Below are 18,703 nucleotides of genomic sequence, written 5' to 3'. Positions count from 1 at the left end.
GTCGCGTTCAATTGGTTCCCAACCGTTTTGTCTTTTGCGTTGAAGTCTCCGATGTCAGGCAGCCAGATCTGCGGTCATCTTTTCCATCATCTGAAGGCAGGCGTCCAGTTCGGTCTGGAGGATATATTCATCGGGCCGGTGGGCGCGGGTGATTGAGCCGGGGCCGCAGATGATTGCCGGGATGCCGGCGGTCTGAAACAGACCGGCTTCCGTGCCGTAGCTGACCGCGCGGATGGCCTTTTGGCCCGACCAGGCCTCGACCAGGCCGATCAGGGCCGGATCGTCAGCCGGTGCCAGGGCGGGGTAGCTTGAAAGCTCCTTGTGAGAGACCCTGAGCGGCCGGTCTTCGGCTTCGGCCTGCGCCTTTATCCCGGCCAGTTTCTCCAGAATCAGGCGCGTGATGTCCTGCGGTGCATGGCCGGGCACGGAGCGCACTTCCAGCTGGAGCTTGCAGGTTTCCGCAATGATGTTGACCGCATTGCCTCCCCTTACGACACCGGCCACCACCGTCGGGCACGGGGGCGAGAAGGTCTCGTCAAAAGGACCGTCTTTTTGCAGCTCTACGGCCAGATCCCGCAAAAACAGCATCATTTCGGCCGCCGGGTAAAGGGCGTTTTCGCCAAGCGCGGGGTTGGAGCTGTGGGCGGCACGGCCCTCGAACACCAGTTCAAGCGCCTGCTTTCCCTTGTGGGCGAGAACCGGTTTCAGGTCGGAGGGCTCGCCCACAAGGCAGAGACGGGGCGGGGCGCACAGGTCCGGCAGACGGGCAATCAGATGCGGCACGCCCTTGCAGCCGATTTCCTCGTCATAGGAAAAGGCGATATGAACGGGCCGCGCCAGATCCGCTGCCTTGAAGCGCGGGACCATGGCCAGAACACAGGCCAGAAACCCCTTCATGTCGCTGGTGCCCCTGGCCGTCAGCTTTCCCCCCAGATCCGTCAGGGTGAACGGGTCGGCGGTCCACTCCTGTCCCGCAACGGGCACAACATCCATATGCCCGGAGAGGATATAGCCCGGCACATCACGTGGCCCGATGGTCGCAAAGAGATTGCTGCGGTTCCCGTCCGGCCCCGGAAACACCTGGGCCTCAACTCCATGGGAGGCCAGATAGGTGCGGACCCAGTCCACCATCTTGTGATTGGGCGTGCCGGGAAGCTCGGCAATGGCAACAAGCTGGCTGAGGATTTGTCGCACGGTCAGGTCTTGGGGAGAGGTCAAGGCAGAGGGTTCCTGCAGTTTGAAAGCGGACGGTGTCCGGAAGATATCCGCAGCTTAAGAAAAAGCCTAAAAAGGTCGTGCTGAAAACAGCATGGTGTTGAAGAGATAATGCCGCACAAAGGCCGAAGTCCAGCGTCAGGCGCGGTGCATCTGCTTCATGCTTGCTGATGACTTCACTCTTGCAGCCAGGGGGCTCCTCTTTTGTCCAATCCGCTCTTGTCCCTTCAGACCCAGACCTGGAGCCGGGAGGATGGTTATGAACTGTCGACCGACGGGAGCCGGATCGATTTTGCCGTCGTCTCGGCGTTCTTGAGCCAAGATGCCTATTGGAGCGATGGCCTTTCCGACGACACGCTGCAAAGGGCGCTGGACGGATCGCTGGTCATGGGCGTTTATACGGCAGATGGTGCCATGGCCGGGTTTGCGCGGCTGGTCACCGATTGCGCTGTCTTTGCCTATCTGCGCGATGTCTTTGTGCTGCCCGCCCACCGCGGCCGGGGCCTCGCCGGATGGATGGCGGGCCAGATCCGTGCCCATCCGGGTCTCGCGACGGTCGGCACCTGGATGCTGGCCACACGGGATGCGCACGGGGTGTATGAAAAAGCCGGTTACAGGCCGGTGCCGCATCCCGAATGGTATATGAGCGTTCCGAAACAACAGGACACCTCATAACGAATGGTTATGAAGTGCAGAACAATTGCGATTGGAGCGTTGCCGCTCTTCGCCCCATTCTGCTTGTCTAAAAGGAGACGGGCATGACGTATCGCATCGGGGTCGATGTCGGCGGGTCGTTTACGGATTTCGCCGTTCTGAATGAAGACACTGGTCAGCTGGCCACCCTAAAGGTCTTTTCGCGTCCGGACGCGCCGGGGGAAGAAATCAAGGCGGCGCTGACCCGCTTGAAGGAGGAGGGGCGCCTTGAGCCGCAGGTGGTTTCCCGGTTCACCCACGGGACAACAGTCGGCATCAACACGGTCATCCAGCGCAACGGACCCAAACTTGCCCTGTTCACAACCCGGAATTTTGAAGACGTTCTGGAAATCGCCCGGCTTAAAATTCCTGAAATCCATAACCTTTATTCCAAACGGCCAGATCCGCTGATCGCCCGCGACTGTGTCTTTGGCATTGGCGAGCGGGTGCTGGCCGATGGCACCATCGATCAGGCCCCCACGCGGGACGATGTTGCAGCGGCTTTGGAAAAGGCTCTGGCGGCCGGTGCGGACGGCATCGTGATTGCTTTCCTGCATTCCTACCGCAACGCGGCGAATGAGGCTGCGGTGGCCCGCCTTTTGAATGCACTTGCCCCGGACTTGCCGGTCACAACCTCCTCTGGCACCTGGCCGGTGATTCGCGAATATGAGCGCACGCTGACGGCCACCATGTCGGCATATGTGCGCCCGCGCGTGGCCCACTACCTAGACCGGTTCGAGGCCACCCTCAAGGATCTGGGCGTTCAGGTGCCTGCCATGATCACCAAATCCAATGGCGGGGTCATGGGGCTGGAGCAGGCGCGGGCGGAATCGGTTCAGATGCTGCTCTCCGGAACGGCCTCCGGTGTGATCGGCGCGGGCCATATTGCCGAAGCCTGTTCCTATGAGAATGTCCTGACCCTTGATATTGGCGGCACGTCGGCGGATGTAGCGGTCCTGCAAAAGGGCCGGGCGCAGCACGGCACCGGCGAGCTGGTCGGCGATTTCCCGGTCCATATTCCCTCTGTTGCGGTCAGCTCGGTCGGCCAGGGCGGCGGCTCGGTGGCCTGGGTGGATGATCTGGGCATCTTGAAAGTCGGTCCGCAAAGTGCTGGCTCCACACCCGGTCCTGCCTGTTACGGGCGCGGCGGGGATCTGCCGACCATCACCGATGCCATGGCGGTCCAGAACCTGATCGGCCATGGGGATCTTGGCTATGGTGCGGTCACGGTGGATCACATGGCGGCCCGGCAGGCCATCACGCCCCTCGCGCAGACCCTGGATGCGCCTGCGGAGGCGGTGGCGGCCAGCATCTTGGAGATCGCCACCTCGGCCATGTATGCGGAAACACAAGGGTTGATCTCCCGTTTCGGGATAGATCCGCGCACCTATCATCTGCTGGCCTTTGGCGGCGCCGGGCCGATGCTGGCCTGCTTTCTGGCGCGGGAGCTGGATGTGGCCGGTGTGCTGGTACCCCCGGCTCCGGGCGTGGTCTCCGCCCTTGGCGGACTGGTGGCGGACCTGCGCAATGATTTCATCAGGACGCTGTTTCTGGATCTGACGCCGGACACGATCTTGAGCCTTGCGGTCCCCCTTGACGACATGAAACGGGATGGCTTGGCCTGGCTCAAGGCGCATGGGTTTGAGGGCCCGGCCCAGCTCACCGTCAGCGCCGATATGCGCTACCGGGGCCAGTCCTACGAGATTGAGACCGGCCTGCCGGAAAGGGCTGTCGGCACGGGCGATCTAGCCGCCATCGCCGCCGCTTTTCATAGCGAGCATGAACGGCTTTTTGGGCATGCGGACAGATCGGCGCCCGTCCAGATCGTCAATCTCCGGCTTGTGGTCACAGGCGCTTCCAGCAAACCGGTGATGCCCAAACCGGCTCCGGCGCAGGCAGACCCGGTGGCGGCCGGACAGGTGACAGCGTTTTTTGGCGGAGCACCGGCCGAAGTGCCGGTTTACAGGCGTGCGGATCTGGCGCCCGGCCATTGTCTCGCAGGCCCGGTCATCGTCACACAGGACGATACGACAACGGTTGTCCCGCCTGATTTCGCACTCCGGGCTGATGACTTCGGCAATCTCATTCTGACGCGGAAGGCCTGAGGCGATGACCCACGCACGCACGCTGCAAGTTCTGGCCAATTTCTGTGGCGCGGCCGCAGATGCCATGGCCCACACCCTGATGCGCACCGCTCATTCCGCCTTCATCAAGGAAACCGAGGATTTTTCCTGCCAGATCGTCACCCGCGAAGGGCTGGCCTTTGCCAATCCCCGCCATTTCGGTGCGCCCTGGTATTCCGGCATCGACTATGGGCCACTGCTCCGGCATTTTGACAGCTATCGTGAAGGTGATATCTGCATCACCAACGACCCGGAAGCCGGTCACGTGGCCACCCACACGCCGGACATTCACATCTGGAAGCCGGTCTTCCATGAGGGGGAACTGGCCTGTTTTGTGGTTGGGCACATCCACAATACGGATGTTGGCGGCGCAGTTCCGGCCAGCCTTTCCCGCAGTCTCACGGAAATTGCCCAGGAAGGCCTGCGCATCCCGCCGGTGAAACTGATGGATGCGGGCCGGGAAAACCCCTTTGTGGCTGATCTCATCCGCGCGAATGTGCGCCTGCCGGAGCAAAATCTCGGAGATCTTTCCGCCCAGATCGCCTCGGTCAATATTGGCGAGCGCAAGATGTCGGAGATCATCGGGCGCTTTGGCCTTCAGCCGTTTCTGCAGGGGGCCGAGGCGATTCTGGACCACGCTGAGGCGCAGGCCCGGGCCGCGATCGCGGCCATTCCGGACGGCGCGTATTTTTTCGCTGATTTTGCCGATGAAGACAGTCCCGGCGGCCTGCCCGCACGCATTGCCCTTAACGTCCGAATCGAGGGCGAAACGGTGGAGTTGGATTACACCGGCAGCGATCCGCAGCTGGCCTCGTCCCTCAACATGCCCACCGGCGGGCGGGAGCGGCATCCCCTCGTTATGGTCGGCCTGACCTATGTGCTGGCAACGCTGGCGCCGGGCCTCTGGCTGAATGCGGGCACGCTCCGGCCTGCGCGGGCAGTGCTGCCGGAAGGCTCCATCGTCAATTCCGCACCGGGCGCGGCCATCGGCATGCGCTCCCTGACCTGCGCCATGACCCAGATCGTGACCATCGGCGCCTTTGCCCAGGCTGTACCGGACAAGATTCCCGTGGCAGCTCCCGGTGGCAATGCGATCTTGAACGTCAAGACGGCCGCTCAGGATGGCCGCCCGGTGATGGCGTCCATCGGCCCAGTGGGTGGCGGCGGCGGCGCCATGCCGGACGGGGATGGCAGCGACGGGGCCGGCGGTACGACCGGGTTCCTGCGCAACACGCCTTTGGAAATCACCGAAGCGGAAGTCCCGATCCGTTTCCTGCGCTACGGCCTTCAGGCGGATACGGGCGGGCCGGGCACCTGGCGCGGCGGGCTCTCCGCCGTGATGGAATTTCAGGTCTTTTCCCCTGGCACGGTCGTGACCGCCCGGAACCGGAACCGCTCGGTCATGGCCTCCTGGGGCCTGCAGGGCGCCGGGCGGCCGGTGGTCTCAACATTCCTGCGCAATCCGGGCACGGATCACGAAGAAGAACTTGGCAATGCGGATCTGGTCAGGCTGGATCCAGGGGATGTGATCCGAGTGGTTGGGCCGGGAGCTGGTGGATTTGGCCACCCCTTTGACCGCCCGCTCGACAAGGTGCGCAAGGATCTTAGCCGCGGAAGCGTCACTCCGGCAGCCGTTGAACGGGACTATGGCGTTGTCCTCAAGGGGCAGGAGATCGATCTGGACGCCACCGCCCGGCTCAGGGCGGGCGCTGCCAGATCCTCGGAAATCTATAGTTTTTCAGCGGAACGTGAGGCCTTTGAAACGGTCTGGAGCGAAGATCGCTATGCCTTGCTGACAGAGTTTCTGGCGGGGCAGCCTGTCGGCTGGCGGTTCTTTTTGAAACAGGAAGTGTTCAAGGCTGTGGCAGCGCATGGTGGCGCGCTGCCGGCAAGGGAGGACATGGCAATGATCTTTGAGGAGGTGAGGACCAGACATGGGCTTTGATAAGCGAACCGATGCAGGTGGTTGCCGGGCGGCAAATTCTGTGGTCCCGGTTTCTTTATGAATGCCCGCCAACTGGAAGTCTTCCGAAGTGTCATGCGGGAAGGCTCACTCACAGCCGCAGCCAATTTACTTGGCGTGTCCCAGCCCGCCATTTCCAAGGTGCTGCACCATCTGGAAGACCAGTTGGGCTATCTTCTGTTTGAACGTGTGGGGGGGCGGCTGATCCCCACAGCCGAAGCGTTTCTGCTGATCGACGATGCGGACAGGGTGTTCCGGGAACTGGAAGTGCTGAAGGATCTGGCGCGCCGGGTCGGGGAGCGCAAGGCGGGGCTGCTGCGCCTGGGCGCTGCGCTGCCGGTTGTCCAATCGGTTCTGCCCGGGGCCCTTGAGATCTTCCGCAAGGACCACCCGGAGGTGCTCATCCATCTGCATGGATTTCCGGCGCGGGAAATCGCGGAAGCGCTTCGCTCCGGCGCCATCGACATCGGCCTGACCCTCTCGCCGATCCTCAGCCCGACCGTGCGCACACAAACACTCACGCAGGTTCCGCTCAAGGTTCTTGTCCGGGCTGATGATGGTTTGATCACCAAAAGTACTGTCTTCCCGGAGGATCTCGCCGGTCGGCCCCTGATTTCCTATGGCAGTCATGCGGAAGCCGGGGCCGCACTGGATGAGGCGTTCCGCGCCCGGGACTTCACCCGGACGGTTTCGATCCAGGTGACGTCTTCAGTCGCCGCTGTCCCGCTTGTGGCCCAGGGTCTCGGCGTCGGGCTGGTGGACGGGCTGTCGCCTTGTCCGGAGGGTCTCGTGGCGCTTCCCTTCGAACCTGAGTGCAGCATGCCGCTGGTCGTCTCCCTGGACAGCGCCCGCCCCAGGCCGCGTCTGGTTGATCCGTTTTTGACCGCTTTGTCCGCGCAGCTCTAGGTGTGGCCCCTCCCGCCGCACAGAATGTCGTCCATCTTGGTGCAAACAGCGCTTTGATCTGCTTCAGAGCGGCGGAACAGGAAATCCCGCGCCCCATCGCCGGTAAAGTCGCCGGACACTTTCGGAGAGCTCCATGTCCCTGTCCTTTGACCCCACCCTGCCCGAGTTCCGGTCCGCGCACTATATCGATGGTGCCTATGTCGATGCGCCACCGTCCATCGCAATGTTCCGCCCGTCAGATGGCCAGGAATTTGCGGGCTGCCCGATAGCCGATGCCGGGACCGTCGACCGGGCGGTGGCAGCCGCAAAGGCCGCTCTCAAAACCAGCGGCTGGGGCGCTCTGCGTCCGCGCGCACGCACCCAGGTCCTGCTGCGCTGGGCGGATCTGATCGAAGCGGATGCAGAGCATCTTGCGCAGCTCGAAACCGTGCCCTCCACCCGCCTGATCAGCCAGCTGATTCAGGGCGACATTGCCGTGACTGCCGAACAGATCCGCTTCTTTGCAGAATTGGCCGACAAGGAAGGCGGGGAGGTGGTGCCGACCGCTGACGGGCATCTGGGCATGACTGTGACCGAACCTTATGGGGTTGTCGGTGCAATCACACCCTGGAATTTTCCGATCTCGATGGCGGGCTGGAAGCTTGGGCCTGCCCTGGCCGCGGGCAATGCGGTGGTGCTGAAACCCTCTGAAATGACCCCATTCACCAGCCTGCGCCTGGCCGAACTGGCGGTTCAGGCGGGGCTTCCCGCCGGTCTTCTCAATGTGGTTCTTGGAGATGGGCCGGCCACGGGCAATGCGATCACCGGCCATCCTGACATTGCCAAGCTCAGCTTTACCGGTTCCACCCGGGCCGGACAGGCAATTATGGAAAACATTGCCCGCACCGGCATGAAACCTATGACGCTGGAACTGGGCGGCAAGAGCCCGCAGATCGTGTTTCAGGACGCGGATCTGGAGTTGGCGGCGGACAATATCGCCCGCTCTATCCTGTTCAATGCCGGCCAGGCCTGCGTGGCCGGCAGCCGTGTCATCGTCCATGACAGCTGTGCAGAGGCGCTTGTGGACGCCCTGTCCAAACGCATGGCGGGCCAGAGACCGGGACCGGCCTGGGACGCGGCCACCAGCTATTCGCCGATCATCTCCAAACGGCAGATGGAGCGCATGGACCAGATGCTGGCAAGCGCCAAAGCGGAAGGGGCCGAGGTGCTGTTCGGCGCCAAAGCCTTTGACGATCCGGGCTATTTCTACGAGCCGACCCTTCTGACCGGTGTCACCTCACAGAATACGGCAGTGCGTGAAGAAATCTTCGGCCCGGTTCTGACCCTGCAGACCTTTAAGGAGGAGGAGGAAGCCATGGATCTGGCGGATCATCCCGTCTACGGTCTGTGCGCGGGGATCTATTCAAAGGATCTTTCCCGGGCGCTGAAGGCCATGAAGGCGGTTCAGGCAGGTACGGTCTGGGTCAACCGCTATGGGCGCTCGCGAGACCATATTCTGCCTACCGGCGGCTACAAGGCCTCGGGCATCGGCAAGGATCTCGGCAAGGAGGCCTATAAGGCCAACCGCCAGTCAAAAACAGTTCTGATCGATTTGTGAGATACACATGACCAAACATCGTATTGCGCTCATTCCGGGCGATGGCATTGGTGGACCGGTGACCGATGCCGCCATGGCCGTGGTGAACAAGGTGTTGCCCGGCAAGGTGGCGACCGAAACCTTCCCCTGGTCCTGCGACTATTATCTGGAGACGGGCCGGATGATGCCGGAAGATGGCATTGAAACCCTGCGCGGCTTTGATGCGGTGTTTCTGGGCGCGGTCGGCTGGCCGGAAAAAGTGCCCGATTCCGTCTCCCTGCACGGCCTGCTTCTGCCGATCCGCAAGAGCTTTGTGCAATTTGCCAATATCCGGCCGCACAAGCTTCTGGCCGGGGTGGACGGCCCGCTGCGCAAAAGCGGCTTCGACATTCTGTGCATTCGCGAAAACACGGAAGGCGAATATTCCGGCGCCGGAGGGCGGGTCCATCAGGGCACGGGCTCTGAAGTGGCGGTCGAAACCTCGATCTTCACCCGGACCGGCGTTGAGCGCATTTTGCGCTTCGCCTTTGAACAGGCGCAAAAGCGGTCCGGCCGCCTGGCCTCGGTGACCAAGTCCAACGCCCAGAAATATTCCATGGTGTTCTGGGACGAAGTCACCCAGGAGTTGGCCCGCGACTATCCCGATGTCGAAGTGAGCCAGTATCATATCGATGCCCTCGCCGCGCGCATGGTGATGGCGCCGGAAAGCCTGGACGTGATCGTGGCCTCCAACCTGTTCGGCGACATTCTGACCGATCTGGGGGCCGCCATTCAGGGCGGGCTCGGCTTTGCGGCATCCGCCAACATCAATCCGGAGCGGACGGCGCCGTCCATGTTCGAACCGGTCCACGGGTCGGCGCCCGATATCGCCCATCTCGGCATCGCCAATCCCCTGGCCGCGATCTGGTCGGCGGCCATGATGCTGGATCACCTGGGTGAAGCGGAGGCGGCAGCCAGGGTGATGGCCGCCATGGAAACCACGACCGCCAAGGGCATCGGCACCGTGCCGGGCCAGGACAAGACCGACGCGATCACCAACGCCGTTCTGGCGGCATTGGACTAGGATATTCTCACATGACATCTCCCAAAACGGTTGCTGATCTGAAGGATCAGGCGCTTTTCAAACAGGCTGCTCTCATCGGCGGAACCTGGGTCACAGCCTCCAGCGGCAAAACGATTGATGTTCACGACCCGGCGACAGGCGCCACGCTCGGCACGGTGCCGGATTGCTCGGCTGCGGACACGCAAGCGGCGATTGACGCTGCCAACACGGCCTTTCAGAGCTGGCGCAAGACCAGTCATGAGGACCGGGCCAGGCTTCTGGAGCGCTGGTTTGACCTGATGGAGGCGCATGCGGACGATCTGGCTCTGCTGCTTACCCTGGAACAGGGCAAACCGCTTGGCGAAGCGCGGGGCGAAATCGGCTATGGCGCGTCCTTCGTCAAATGGTTTGCCGAAGAAGCGCGGCGGATCGACGGGGCGCTCATTCCGGCTCCGGGTCGTGACCGGCGCATTCTGACGCTGAAAGAACCGGTCGGTGTGTCGGCCATCATCACGCCGTGGAACTTCCCCAATGCCATGATCACCCGCAAGGTCGGCCCGGCGCTGGCGGCGGGCTGCACAGTGGTGATCAAGCCCTCCGACCTGACGCCTTATTCCGCGCTGGCGCTCGGCGTTCTGGCGGAGCGGGCGGGCCTCCCAGCGGGGGTGATCAACATTGTCACCGGTCTGCCTCAGGAGATCGGTGCCACGCTCACCGCCAGCGAGGTTGTGCGAAAACTCTCCTTCACAGGCTCTACCCGCGTCGGCTCGCTCCTGATGGAACAATGCGCGCCGACGGTGAAGCGGCTCAGTCTGGAGCTGGGCGGCAACGCGCCGTTCATCGTTTTTGACGATGCCGATATCGATGCTGCCGTCGACGGGGCGATCGCCTCCAAATTCCGCAATGGCGGTCAGACCTGTGTCTGTTCCAACCGGATTCTGGTTCAGGCCGGGGTCTTTGACCGGTTCACGGAGGCTTTGGCCGCCAAAGTGGCGGCCATGAAGGTCGGGCCGGGTCAGGACGGCGTGGAGATTGGTCCGATGATCAACGAGGCAGCCATCGGCAAGATCAACCGCCATATCGAGGATGCGTTGGCCAAGGGCGCGCGGATAGCCGGACAGGCGGATGTGCCGGATGGGCAATATGCGGCGCCGACCGTGCTGGCCGGGTGCGACACCTCCATGCAGCTTGCCAGTGAGGAAACCTTCGGCCCGGTGGCTCCGCTGTTCCGGTTCGAGACGGAAGAGCAGGCCATTGAGACTGCCAATGCGACTCCCTTCGGTCTGGCGGCCTATTTCTATACAAGCTCCATCGATCGGGCCTGGCGGGTGGGTGAGGCGCTGGAATTCGGCATGGTTGGCCTCAACACCGGCGCCGTTTCCACCACGGTATCCCCGTTTGGCGGTGTCAAACAATCCGGCCTCGGCCGCGAAGGCGCCCGCACGGGCATAGAGGAATATCTGGAAACAAAAGCCTTCCATATGGGCGGGCTTTAGACAGCAAATCGGGTTCACCGGATTTGTCTTTCGCGGCCTGACATCAGAGATTTCAGCGCGAAAGGCAAAGCAATGTGAAACCGGATGAATGTAACACGCTCTGAGGCAGCCCCCCTCTCCCATTGGGAGAGGGGGTAATTCAGCTGAGCCGGTCTTTGACTTTGAAGTAAGCGCCGACAAGAGGCAGGAACCAGGGTTTGCCAAAATGGCCGGGCACAGCGGGCCAGGGCAGGCCATCCCAGGGGTTCCGGTTGGTCTTGCCGCTCATGAGATCGGCCATGATCTCGCCCATATGGGTGGCGATCTGCGCGCCGTGGCCGGAATAGCCGAGCGCGTAATGCATCCCGTCCTGTTCCCCGGCGCGGGGGAAACGGTCCTTGGTCATGTCGACCAGCCCACCCCAGCAATAGTCCAGCTCGATCCCGTTGAGCTGGGGGAAGATCGCCGCCAGGCTTTCGGCCAGGATCGCACCGCTCTTGGCGTCCGATGTCTGGTCTGAAGTGGCGGAAAACCGTGCCCGGCCGCCGAAAATGAGCCGGTTGTCCGGCGACAGACGGAAGTAGTTGCCCACATTGAGCGAAGTCACGCAGGTCCGGTTGCCCGGCATCACGTCTTTGACTTCTGCTTCTGTCAGCGGCCGCGTGGCGACCAGAAAGCTGCCGACCGCGATGATGCGGCGCCGGATATAGGAAAAGAAGGAAGGCGTATAAGCGCCGGTTGCCAGAAGCACCTGTTTGGCCTGGACCGGTCCCCGCGGCGTTGCCAGTTCCCAGCCGTCAGCAGAGCGCTTGCAGGCGGTGACCGGAGCCTTTTCCAGAATATCCACCCCCTTGCGGGCGGTGGCTTCCGCCAGTCCGGCAACAAATTTGCCCATATGCATCATGGCGCTTTTGGGCTGGAGCATGGCGCCGTGAAACGTCCTGGAGCCGATTTCGCGCTGGAGCTCCTCACGCGGGATCATCACCGCATCCGGATCGGCCGCGCGGGTGATCAGCTCGCAATTGCGGGCAATCGCTTCATAGTGGCTTGCCTTGGAGGCCAGCTTCAGCTTGCCGGAGCGGCGGAAGTCGCAGTCGATCTTCTCATCGCTGATCAGGCGCTCGATGGTTTCAATGCCCTGGTCGAAAGCCCGGTACACCTGAAGGGCCTTGTCCATGCCGAATGTGTTGACCGCATCGGCGAATCCGTGGGCGATGCCGTTGTTCAAATGGCCACCATTGCGCCCGGACGCGCCGAACCCGGCGGTCTCGGCTTCCAGGACAATCACCCGGCGCCCGGTTTCGGCCAGTTTGCGCGCCGCGCCGAGGCCGGTGAACCCGGCCCCAATCACGGCAACATCATAGCAGCCGGTCGGGTCTGCCTGGCTTGCCCCGGCAAAACGGGGCGCTGTCTCATGCCAATAGGAGGCGAATTTCATCGCAAAAGCTCCAGACCCGGCCTAAAGGCCGAACACACCCGGAAGCCCGGAAATGTCCTTGATTTCGGTATATTCATAGAACGGATTGGCTGGCTCATGGCCCCGGTTGACCCAGACCTTGGACTTGATGCCCAGGTCATAGGCGGTCATCAGGTCATAGCGGAAGGAGGAGGACACGTGGGTGATGTCTTCCGGTCCGCAGCCAAGGGCGTCGAGCATATATTCAAAGCCGTTCATCTGCGGCTTGTAGGTGCCGGTTTCCTCGGCGGTGATCACTTTATGGAACGGGGCGCCGAGCTTTTCCACGTTGGACAGGATCTGGCTGTTCATGGCGTTGGACAGAATGACCAGCGGAATTTCGGCCGCCACCTTGGCAAGCCCGGCCGGAACATCGGGATGCGGACCCCAGGTCGGCACTTCCTCATAGATCTGCCGGGCATCTTCCTCGCGGAAGGCCACGCCATTCAACTTGCAGGTCCGCTCCAGCGAATTGGCGACCACATCCGCGTAGGGCTTCCAGGCACCAAGGATTTCATCCAGCCGGTAGGCAGCGAAATTCTTGATGAATGTCAGCATCTTTTCTTCGGAAAGCTGTTCGCCATAAACCCGGCGAGCGGCGCCAGCCATATCAAAATTGGTCAGCGTACCATAGCAATCGAAGGTGATGTATTTGGGGCGGAAGGTCATTTTCAGGTCTCTTTGTCGTTCCGAAAGGCCAAGGCTCCGGACGGGACCGGTGCCATTTGCCTGATCCTACGCAGAAGCCTAAGGGGGCTTTGCTGCTTTTGAAGCCTGGTGAACAACAAAGTACCGAATGGACCCGTCCTGGCAGCACCAAATTGCGCGATCTGTCTGGACCTGACCAAGTTTGCGGGAAATCTACGGTCATGATGCCGCAGATCATGCTTTAACGGGCGCAGGAACGGCAAATGACACCGGAGCGCGGGCAATAACCCCGCAGCACCTGCGCTTCTGTCCCCCGTATCGTTTCTCAAAAGCAAGACCAATGAGCTCTGGAAATCCATGCAAACGGACATCGTTTTCACGCCTTTTGAAAAAGACCACATTGAAGAAGCAGTGCGCCTGTCCAGGGCGGCCGGCTGGCCGCATCGGGCAGAGGACTGGGACATGGTGCTCTCCCTGTCTGAGGGGCGTGTCGGCATCGTGGCCGGCAAGGTGGCCGCAACGGCGATTGCCTCGCCGTTCGGGCCGGTTGCAACCGTCAATATGGTGATCGTCGATGAGGCGCTGCGCGGGCAGGGCCTGGGCCGGAAGATCATGGAAACCGCCATGGAGGCGGTCACGCCTTCCGAATGGCGTCTGGTTGCCACCCGGGACGGTCTGCCGCTTTATGAGAAGCTCGGCTTTGAAGCCTATGACGAGGTGGCCCAATATCAAGGCCTGCCCAATGCGGTTGTGGAGGCGGACGACATTGGGGACGGCACAACGCAGACCGGCCTGTGTTGGGGCGCCCTGACCGATATCAATGCTCTGACGGACCTGGACGGGGCGGCCACCGGCATGGAGCGTCTGCCGCTTCTGCTCACCCTGTTCCGGGTGGGCAAGGTGCTGGTCCTGAAAGAGGGCGGCAAAATTGTTGGCTGGTCGGCGCTGCGAGCCTTCGGGCGCGGCAATGTGGCCGGGCCGGTGATCGCCCGCTCCGATGCAGAAGCGAAGCAGCTTCTGACGGCGTTGATCAAGCAAAGCGCAGGGACCTTCCTGCGGGTCGACACCACCGTCGGCACCGGGCTTGGCGACTGGCTCGAAGCGGCCGGCCTTGCTTATGCGGGCGGTGGCATTTCCATGCGCAAGACCGTGGCTGCAGAGGCTGATGGCAGCGCAGCCGCCCCATCAGATTTCAAGACCTTCGCTCTCGCCTCCCAGGCGCTCGGCTGATTTTTCAAGAGGTTCCCATGCGTCCCAATTCCCTGATTGAACTCGACAGAGCGCACCTGATCCATCCCGTGGCCAGCTGGCGCGGCCATGAAAACGCGGGCGTGCGCGTCCTGACAGGTGCTGACGGTGCGACGGTCACAGATGCCGAAGGCCGCCAGCTTCTGGACGGTTTTGCCGGTCTTTGGTGTGTCAATGCGGGCTATGGCCAGGACAGCGTCATTGAAGCGGCGACCCGCCAGCTCAAAGATCTTCCCTATGCGACCGGTTATTTCGGGCTTGGCTCGGAACCGGCCATCCGTCTGGCCTCGCGGCTGGCCGACCATGCGCCGGGCGACCTGAACCACGTCTATTTCACGCTGGGCGGATCGGATGCGGTGGATTCCACCGTGCGCTTCGTGCGTTTTTACTGGCATGCCCTCGGCAAGCCGGAAAAGGACCAGTTCATTTCCGTTGAACAGGGTTATCACGGCTCCAGCACGGTTGGCGCCGGTCTCACAGCTCTGCCCGCCTTCCATGCGGGTTTTGGCGCCCCTTATGAGTGGCAGCATAAAATTCCGTCCCATTACAGCTACCGCAATCCGGTTGGCCAGGATGGGCCGGCAATCATTGCGGCCTCCGTGGCGGCTCTGGAAGCAAAGGTGGCGGAGCTGGGCGCGGACCGGGTCGGCGCGTTCTATGTTGAGCCGATCCAGGGGTCTGGCGGGGTCATCGTGCCGCCGAAGGGTTGGGTCAAGGCCATGCGCGAAGCCTGCGCGCGCCTCGATATCCTGTTCATTGCCGATGAGGTCATCACCGGTTTCGGCCGCACCGGGCCGCTTTTTGCCAGTACGGAAGAAGACATTGTTCCGGACATGATCACCACGGCCAAGGGGCTCACCTCCGGCTATGTGCCCATGGGGGCGGTTTTCCTGTCTGACCGGATGTATCAGGCCATGGCCGATTATGCCGGTCCGGCGGCCATCGGCCACGGGTACACCTATTCCGGCCATCCGGTGAGCGCGGCTGTTGGCCTGGCAGTGCTGGATCTTTATGAAAACGGCCTTCTGGACAATGGCCGCAAGATGGGCGAGCGGCTGATGGCGGGCCTCAACGGGCTGTCGGATCATCCGCTGGTTGGCGAGGTCCGCGGACGCGGCATGCTGGCGGCCATCGAAATGGTTACCGACAAGGACGCCAAGACCCCGCTTCCGGCGTCTGCCCAGGCCGCCACGCGGGTGTTTGACCGAGCCTGGAACAACGGCCTGATCGTGCGCGCCTTCGCCAATGGCGCGCTCGGCTATGCACCGCCCCTGTGTTGTACTGCGGACGAGATCGACCAGATTGTCGAACGCACCCGCAATGTGCTGGACGAGACGCTGGCAGATCCGGATGTCAGAGCGGCGATGGCCTGATTGATGGCGGTTCTGTTCCAGTCGACGCCGGAGCGGGGCGCGGTCTTTGCCAAGCGCTTCGCGGCCAGCCTGCCGGAGGTGCCGTTCCATCGGGAGACGGCGCCTGATCCGGCCGAGGTGGAATATCTGGTGACCTGGAAGGCGCCGGAGAACCTGCTTGAGACCTATCCAAAGCTGAAGCTGATCTTTTCCATCGGCGCCGGGGTGGATCAATTCGACCTCAAGACCCTTCCCGGTCAGGTCGATGTGGTGCGCATGCTGGAGCCGGGCATTCGCGAACAGATGTGCGAATACATCACGCTGGCCACCTTGGGCCTGCACCGGGATCTGCCCCGTTATCTGGCGCAAAGAGAGCGGCAGGAATGGGCGGCGGGCGTCAACCGGCCTGCATCAGCGCGCCGGGTGGGGGTCATGGGGCTTGGCCAGCTTGGGCTTGCCGCGCTGGAGGCGCTGCGGCCGTTCGGATTCGACCTGGCGGGCCTCAGCCGGAGCCCGCGGGAGGTGCCGGGGGTGCGTATCTTCACGGACAAGCCTGCCTTTCTGGCGCGTACGGACATTTTGATCTGCCTGCTGCCACTCACCGAAGAGACAGCAGGCATCTTGAATGCGGATCTCTTCAGCGCGCTACCGCAAGGGGCTGCCCTGGTGCAGGCAGGGCGTGGCCGCCAGTTGGACCAGGAGGCGCTGATGGCGGCTCTGGATGGCGGGCATCTGTCGGCGGCCTGGCTGGATGTGACCGACCCGGAGCCTCTTCCGGCAGGCCATCCGCTCTGGCGGCACAAAAAGGTGGTGATCACACCCCATATTGCCAGCCAGACGCGGCCGCTGGACGCAGCGGATCATGTCATTGCCGGCATTCTGGCGCATCGTGCAGGTACGCCCATTCCCGGGCTGGTCAGCCGGGACAAGGGCTACTAAGACCACGCGGGGTTGACCGGATTTTGGGGTGCTGAGAACAGCATTTTATGCTGTTGCAGAACTCAAATCGACACCCGTTAATGTGGCTAAGGTTTCATACTCAGCAGGAAATCGGAGAAAATTGCTGCAAGATTGCGGTACATCGCGAGGCGAAACACAGCGAATGAAGGAGCATAAAATGCTGCTTAAAAAATGGTTTTGCCTGCTGAATAAGCGATTGCGGGTGGTGTAAGCCACCCGGTCCGGACGCCGGACCAGCCGCGCTGCCTGACGGAACGGGAGGACGTTCTGAAGGGTCCGGGAAATCCCGGCAAGGCGCAAGGCCGGACACGGAAACTGGCTGTTTGCATGGGCGGAATGGCCAATCACACAGAACGCCCAGGAACCGACAAAGACGGGGAATGAACATGACGGACAAAAAAATCAACAACTGGACTCAGGCTGACGACCGGATGGTCGAAAGCGCCCTGCGCGCCGGCGCATCCCGGCGGGATATCATGCGCCTGTTCCTGGCGGGTGGCATGACGGTCGCGGCCGGGGGGCTGATGCTGGGCCGGGCCACGTCCGCGCTGGCGCAGACGCCGGTCAAGGGGGGGCATTTCAAGGCGGCCGGCTGGTCCTCGTCCACCGCAGACACGCTCGATCCGGCCAAGGCCTCCCTGTCGACCGACTATGTGCGCTGCTGCTCGCTCTACAACCGTCTGACATTCCTTGATGAGAGCGGCAAGCCGCAGATGGAGCTTGCCGAAAGCATCGAAAGCCCGGATGCCAAGACCTGGACGGTCAAGCTCAAGTCCAGCGTAACCTTCCATGATGGCAAGACGCTGACGGCCGACGATGTTGTTTTCTCCCTCAACCGTCATCTGGACGAAGCCGTCGGCTCCAAGGTCAATTCCATTGCCAAACAGATGACCGGGATCAAGGCCGTTGACCCGTCCACGGTCGAGATCACCCTGGCCTCGCCGAATGCCGATCTGCCGACCATTTTGGCCATGCACCACTTCATGATCGTGGCTGACGGCACGACGGATTTCTCCAAAGGCAACGGCACCGGCCCGTTCAAACTGGAAACATTCGAGCCGGGCGTCAAATCCGTGGTCGTGCGCAACGAAGACTATTTCAAAGGCCCGGTGCCGCTGGAAAGCTTCGAATATTTCGCTATCCCGGACGACACGGCCCGTGTCAATGCGCTTCTGTCAGGCGACATCCATCTGGCTGCCTCCATCAAACCGCAGCTTCTGCGCCTTCTGGAAGGCAATGAGGGTGTCGACAGCTCCGTTTCCACCTCGGGCAACTACACCAACATGAACATGCGCCTCGACATGGCTCCGGGCGACAAGGCCGGGTTCATTGAAGGCGTGAAATACCTTCTGGACCGGGAACTGATCCGCAAGGCGGTCATGCGCGGCTATGGCGAAATCGCCAACGACCAGCCGATCCCGCCGATGAACGCTTTCTACAATGCGGATCTGAAGCCGCGCGCATATGACCCGGAAAAGGCAAAGTCCCTCTTCGAAAAGGCTGGTGTGCTCGGCGAAACCATTCCGGTTGTCGCCTCGACGGCAGCGTCCCATTCGGTGGAAATGGCGACCGTGCTGCAGCAGGCGGGCTCCAAGATCGGCATGAAATTCGACATCCAGCGTGTGCCGTCTGACGGTTACTGGTCGAATTACTGGCTGAAGGCGCCGGTTCATTTCGGCAACATCAACCCGCGCCCGACGCCGGATATCCTGTTCTCGCTGCTCTATGATTCCGCAGCGCCCTGGAATGAGAGCCAGTTCAAGTCCGCCTCCTTCGACAAGAAACTGATCGAAGCCCGCGGCGAACTCGACTTTGAAAAGCGCAAGGCGATCTATGACGACATGCAGGTCATGATCTCCAATGAAGCGGGCACCGCAATCCCGGCCTTCATTTCCAACATCGACGCCAAGTCCACCAAGCTGAAGGGCCTGAAGCCGAACCCGCTGGGCGGTCAGATGGGCTATGCCATGGCCGAATATGTCTGGCTCGACAGCTAACAGGTACAGTTCCTGAAAGGTGCCGGACCCGGGTGAAACCGGCTCCGGC

15 protein-coding genes are annotated in these 18,703 nt (G+C 62.1%); 11 read left to right on the top strand and 4 right to left on the bottom strand.

The genetic code is table 11. The features are described from left to right. Positions 1 to 54: 54 nt before the first annotated feature. Positions 55 to 1,218, bottom strand: coding sequence for an acetylornithine deacetylase (argE, locus tag ACXAH0_RS18230; RefSeq protein ID WP_475193875.1), 1,164 nt, complete (start codon positions 1,216 to 1,218; stop codon positions 55 to 57). Positions 1,219 to 1,419: 201 nt separating this feature from the next. On the opposite strand from argE, the gene ACXAH0_RS18225 reads away from it, so the two are divergent. The 4 genes from ACXAH0_RS18225 (at position 1,420) to ACXAH0_RS18210 (ending at position 6,900) form a co-directional block, all read left to right on the top strand. Then, positions 1,420 to 1,890: a GNAT family N-acetyltransferase gene (locus ACXAH0_RS18225; RefSeq protein WP_475181231.1), complete on the top strand. Its 471-nt coding sequence runs from the start codon at positions 1,420 to 1,422 to the stop codon at positions 1,888 to 1,890. Positions 1,891 to 1,973: 83 nt separating this feature from the next. Beyond that, positions 1,974 to 4,013 (top strand): hydantoinase/oxoprolinase family protein, encoded by a 2,040-nt coding sequence (locus tag ACXAH0_RS18220; protein WP_475193872.1) that lies wholly within the window; start codon positions 1,974 to 1,976, stop codon positions 4,011 to 4,013. A gap of 4 nt (positions 4,014 to 4,017) precedes the next feature. Further along, complete coding sequence (locus tag ACXAH0_RS18215) at positions 4,018 to 5,976, top strand: hydantoinase B/oxoprolinase family protein (protein ID WP_475193871.1); 1,959 nt, start codon at positions 4,018 to 4,020, stop codon at positions 5,974 to 5,976. A gap of 57 nt (positions 5,977 to 6,033) precedes the next feature. Beyond that, a complete protein-coding gene (locus tag ACXAH0_RS18210; protein WP_475193866.1) occupies positions 6,034 to 6,900 on the top strand; it encodes a LysR family transcriptional regulator in 867 nt (288 codons plus the stop codon). On the opposite strand, the gene ACXAH0_RS18205 is transcribed toward ACXAH0_RS18210, so the two are convergent. Beyond that, the gene (locus tag ACXAH0_RS18205) at positions 6,897 to 7,019 is read right to left on the bottom strand and encodes a hypothetical protein (RefSeq protein ID WP_475193862.1); all 123 of its coding nucleotides are present in this window, start codon (positions 7,017 to 7,019) and stop codon (positions 6,897 to 6,899) included. The two genes, ACXAH0_RS18210 and ACXAH0_RS18205, sit on opposite strands and share 4 nt — an antisense overlap. A 14-nt stretch (positions 7,020 to 7,033) precedes the next feature. On the opposite strand from ACXAH0_RS18205, the gene ACXAH0_RS18200 reads away from it, so the two are divergent. The 3 genes from ACXAH0_RS18200 to ACXAH0_RS18190 are packed head-to-tail and all read left to right on the top strand — an operon-like array spanning position 7,034 to position 11,014. Continuing rightward, entirely contained in the window at positions 7,034 to 8,497 is a 1,464-nt protein-coding gene (locus ACXAH0_RS18200; protein ID WP_475193858.1) for an aldehyde dehydrogenase family protein, read from the top strand. A gap of 7 nt (positions 8,498 to 8,504) precedes the next feature. Further along, on the top strand, positions 8,505 to 9,539 hold the full coding sequence (locus tag ACXAH0_RS18195) for a tartrate dehydrogenase (RefSeq protein WP_475181263.1): 1,035 nt from the start codon (positions 8,505 to 8,507) through the stop codon (positions 9,537 to 9,539). 11 nt (positions 9,540 to 9,550) lie between these two features. Further along, complete coding sequence (locus tag ACXAH0_RS18190) at positions 9,551 to 11,014, top strand: NAD-dependent succinate-semialdehyde dehydrogenase (RefSeq protein WP_475193853.1); 1,464 nt, start codon at positions 9,551 to 9,553, stop codon at positions 11,012 to 11,014. A gap of 139 nt (positions 11,015 to 11,153) precedes the next feature. On the opposite strand, the gene ACXAH0_RS18185 is transcribed toward ACXAH0_RS18190, so the two are convergent. Both ACXAH0_RS18185 and ACXAH0_RS18180 read right to left on the bottom strand, forming a co-directional pair. After that, positions 11,154 to 12,431, bottom strand: coding sequence for an NAD(P)/FAD-dependent oxidoreductase (locus ACXAH0_RS18185; protein WP_475193850.1), 1,278 nt, complete (start codon positions 12,429 to 12,431; stop codon positions 11,154 to 11,156). 21 nt (positions 12,432 to 12,452) lie between these two features. Continuing rightward, entirely contained in the window at positions 12,453 to 13,118 is a 666-nt protein-coding gene (locus ACXAH0_RS18180) for a haloacid dehalogenase type II (RefSeq protein ID WP_475193846.1), read from the bottom strand. Positions 13,119 to 13,454: 336 nt separating this feature from the next. On the opposite strand from ACXAH0_RS18180, the gene ACXAH0_RS18175 reads away from it, so the two are divergent. The 4 genes from ACXAH0_RS18175 (at position 13,455) to ACXAH0_RS18160 (ending at position 18,654) form a co-directional block, all read left to right on the top strand. Continuing rightward, entirely contained in the window at positions 13,455 to 14,327 is an 873-nt protein-coding gene (locus tag ACXAH0_RS18175; RefSeq protein WP_475193840.1) for a GNAT family N-acetyltransferase, read from the top strand. 17 nt (positions 14,328 to 14,344) lie between these two features. Further along, positions 14,345 to 15,718, top strand: coding sequence for an aminotransferase class III-fold pyridoxal phosphate-dependent enzyme (locus tag ACXAH0_RS18170; protein WP_475193837.1), 1,374 nt, complete (start codon positions 14,345 to 14,347; stop codon positions 15,716 to 15,718). Between the two features lie 3 nt (positions 15,719 to 15,721). After that, entirely contained in the window at positions 15,722 to 16,636 is a 915-nt protein-coding gene (locus ACXAH0_RS18165; RefSeq protein WP_475193833.1) for a 2-hydroxyacid dehydrogenase, read from the top strand. A 407-nt stretch (positions 16,637 to 17,043) separates the two neighbouring features. Continuing rightward, entirely contained in the window at positions 17,044 to 18,654 is a 1,611-nt protein-coding gene (locus ACXAH0_RS18160) for an ABC transporter substrate-binding protein (RefSeq protein ID WP_475193831.1), read from the top strand. Positions 18,655 to 18,703: the final 49 nt, after the last annotated feature.

The sequence above is a fragment of the Roseibium sp. AWQ4_290 genome, assembly GCF_056160985.1.
Note: the sequence above shows the minus strand (reverse complement) of the source record. Positions and strands in the feature narration are given on the sequence as shown.

Excerpts from the sequence above, each read along its gene's own strand:
- ACXAH0_RS18220 (WP_475193872.1), top strand. The coding sequence starts at position 1,974 with ATGACGTATCGCATCGGGGTCGATGTCGGCGGGTCGTTTACGGATTTC.
- ACXAH0_RS18215 (WP_475193871.1), top strand. The coding sequence starts at position 4,018 with ATGACCCACGCACGCACGCTGCAAGTTCTGGCCAATTTCTGTGGCGCG.
- ACXAH0_RS18210 (WP_475193866.1), top strand. The coding sequence starts at position 6,034 with ATGAATGCCCGCCAACTGGAAGTCTTCCGAAGTGTCATGCGGGAAGGC.
- ACXAH0_RS18200 (WP_475193858.1), top strand. The coding sequence starts at position 7,034 with ATGTCCCTGTCCTTTGACCCCACCCTGCCCGAGTTCCGGTCCGCGCAC.
- ACXAH0_RS18195 (WP_475181263.1), top strand. The coding sequence starts at position 8,505 with ATGACCAAACATCGTATTGCGCTCATTCCGGGCGATGGCATTGGTGGA.
- ACXAH0_RS18190 (WP_475193853.1), top strand. The coding sequence starts at position 9,551 with ATGACATCTCCCAAAACGGTTGCTGATCTGAAGGATCAGGCGCTTTTC.
- ACXAH0_RS18185 (WP_475193850.1), bottom strand. The coding sequence starts at position 12,431 with ATGAAATTCGCCTCCTATTGGCATGAGACAGCGCCCCGTTTTGCCGGG.
- ACXAH0_RS18180 (WP_475193846.1), bottom strand. The coding sequence starts at position 13,118 with ATGACCTTCCGCCCCAAATACATCACCTTCGATTGCTATGGTACGCTG.
- ACXAH0_RS18175 (WP_475193840.1), top strand. The coding sequence starts at position 13,455 with ATGCAAACGGACATCGTTTTCACGCCTTTTGAAAAAGACCACATTGAA.
- ACXAH0_RS18170 (WP_475193837.1), top strand. The coding sequence starts at position 14,345 with ATGCGTCCCAATTCCCTGATTGAACTCGACAGAGCGCACCTGATCCAT.
- ACXAH0_RS18165 (WP_475193833.1), top strand. The coding sequence starts at position 15,722 with ATGGCGGTTCTGTTCCAGTCGACGCCGGAGCGGGGCGCGGTCTTTGCC.
- ACXAH0_RS18160 (WP_475193831.1), top strand. The coding sequence starts at position 17,044 with ATGACGGACAAAAAAATCAACAACTGGACTCAGGCTGACGACCGGATG.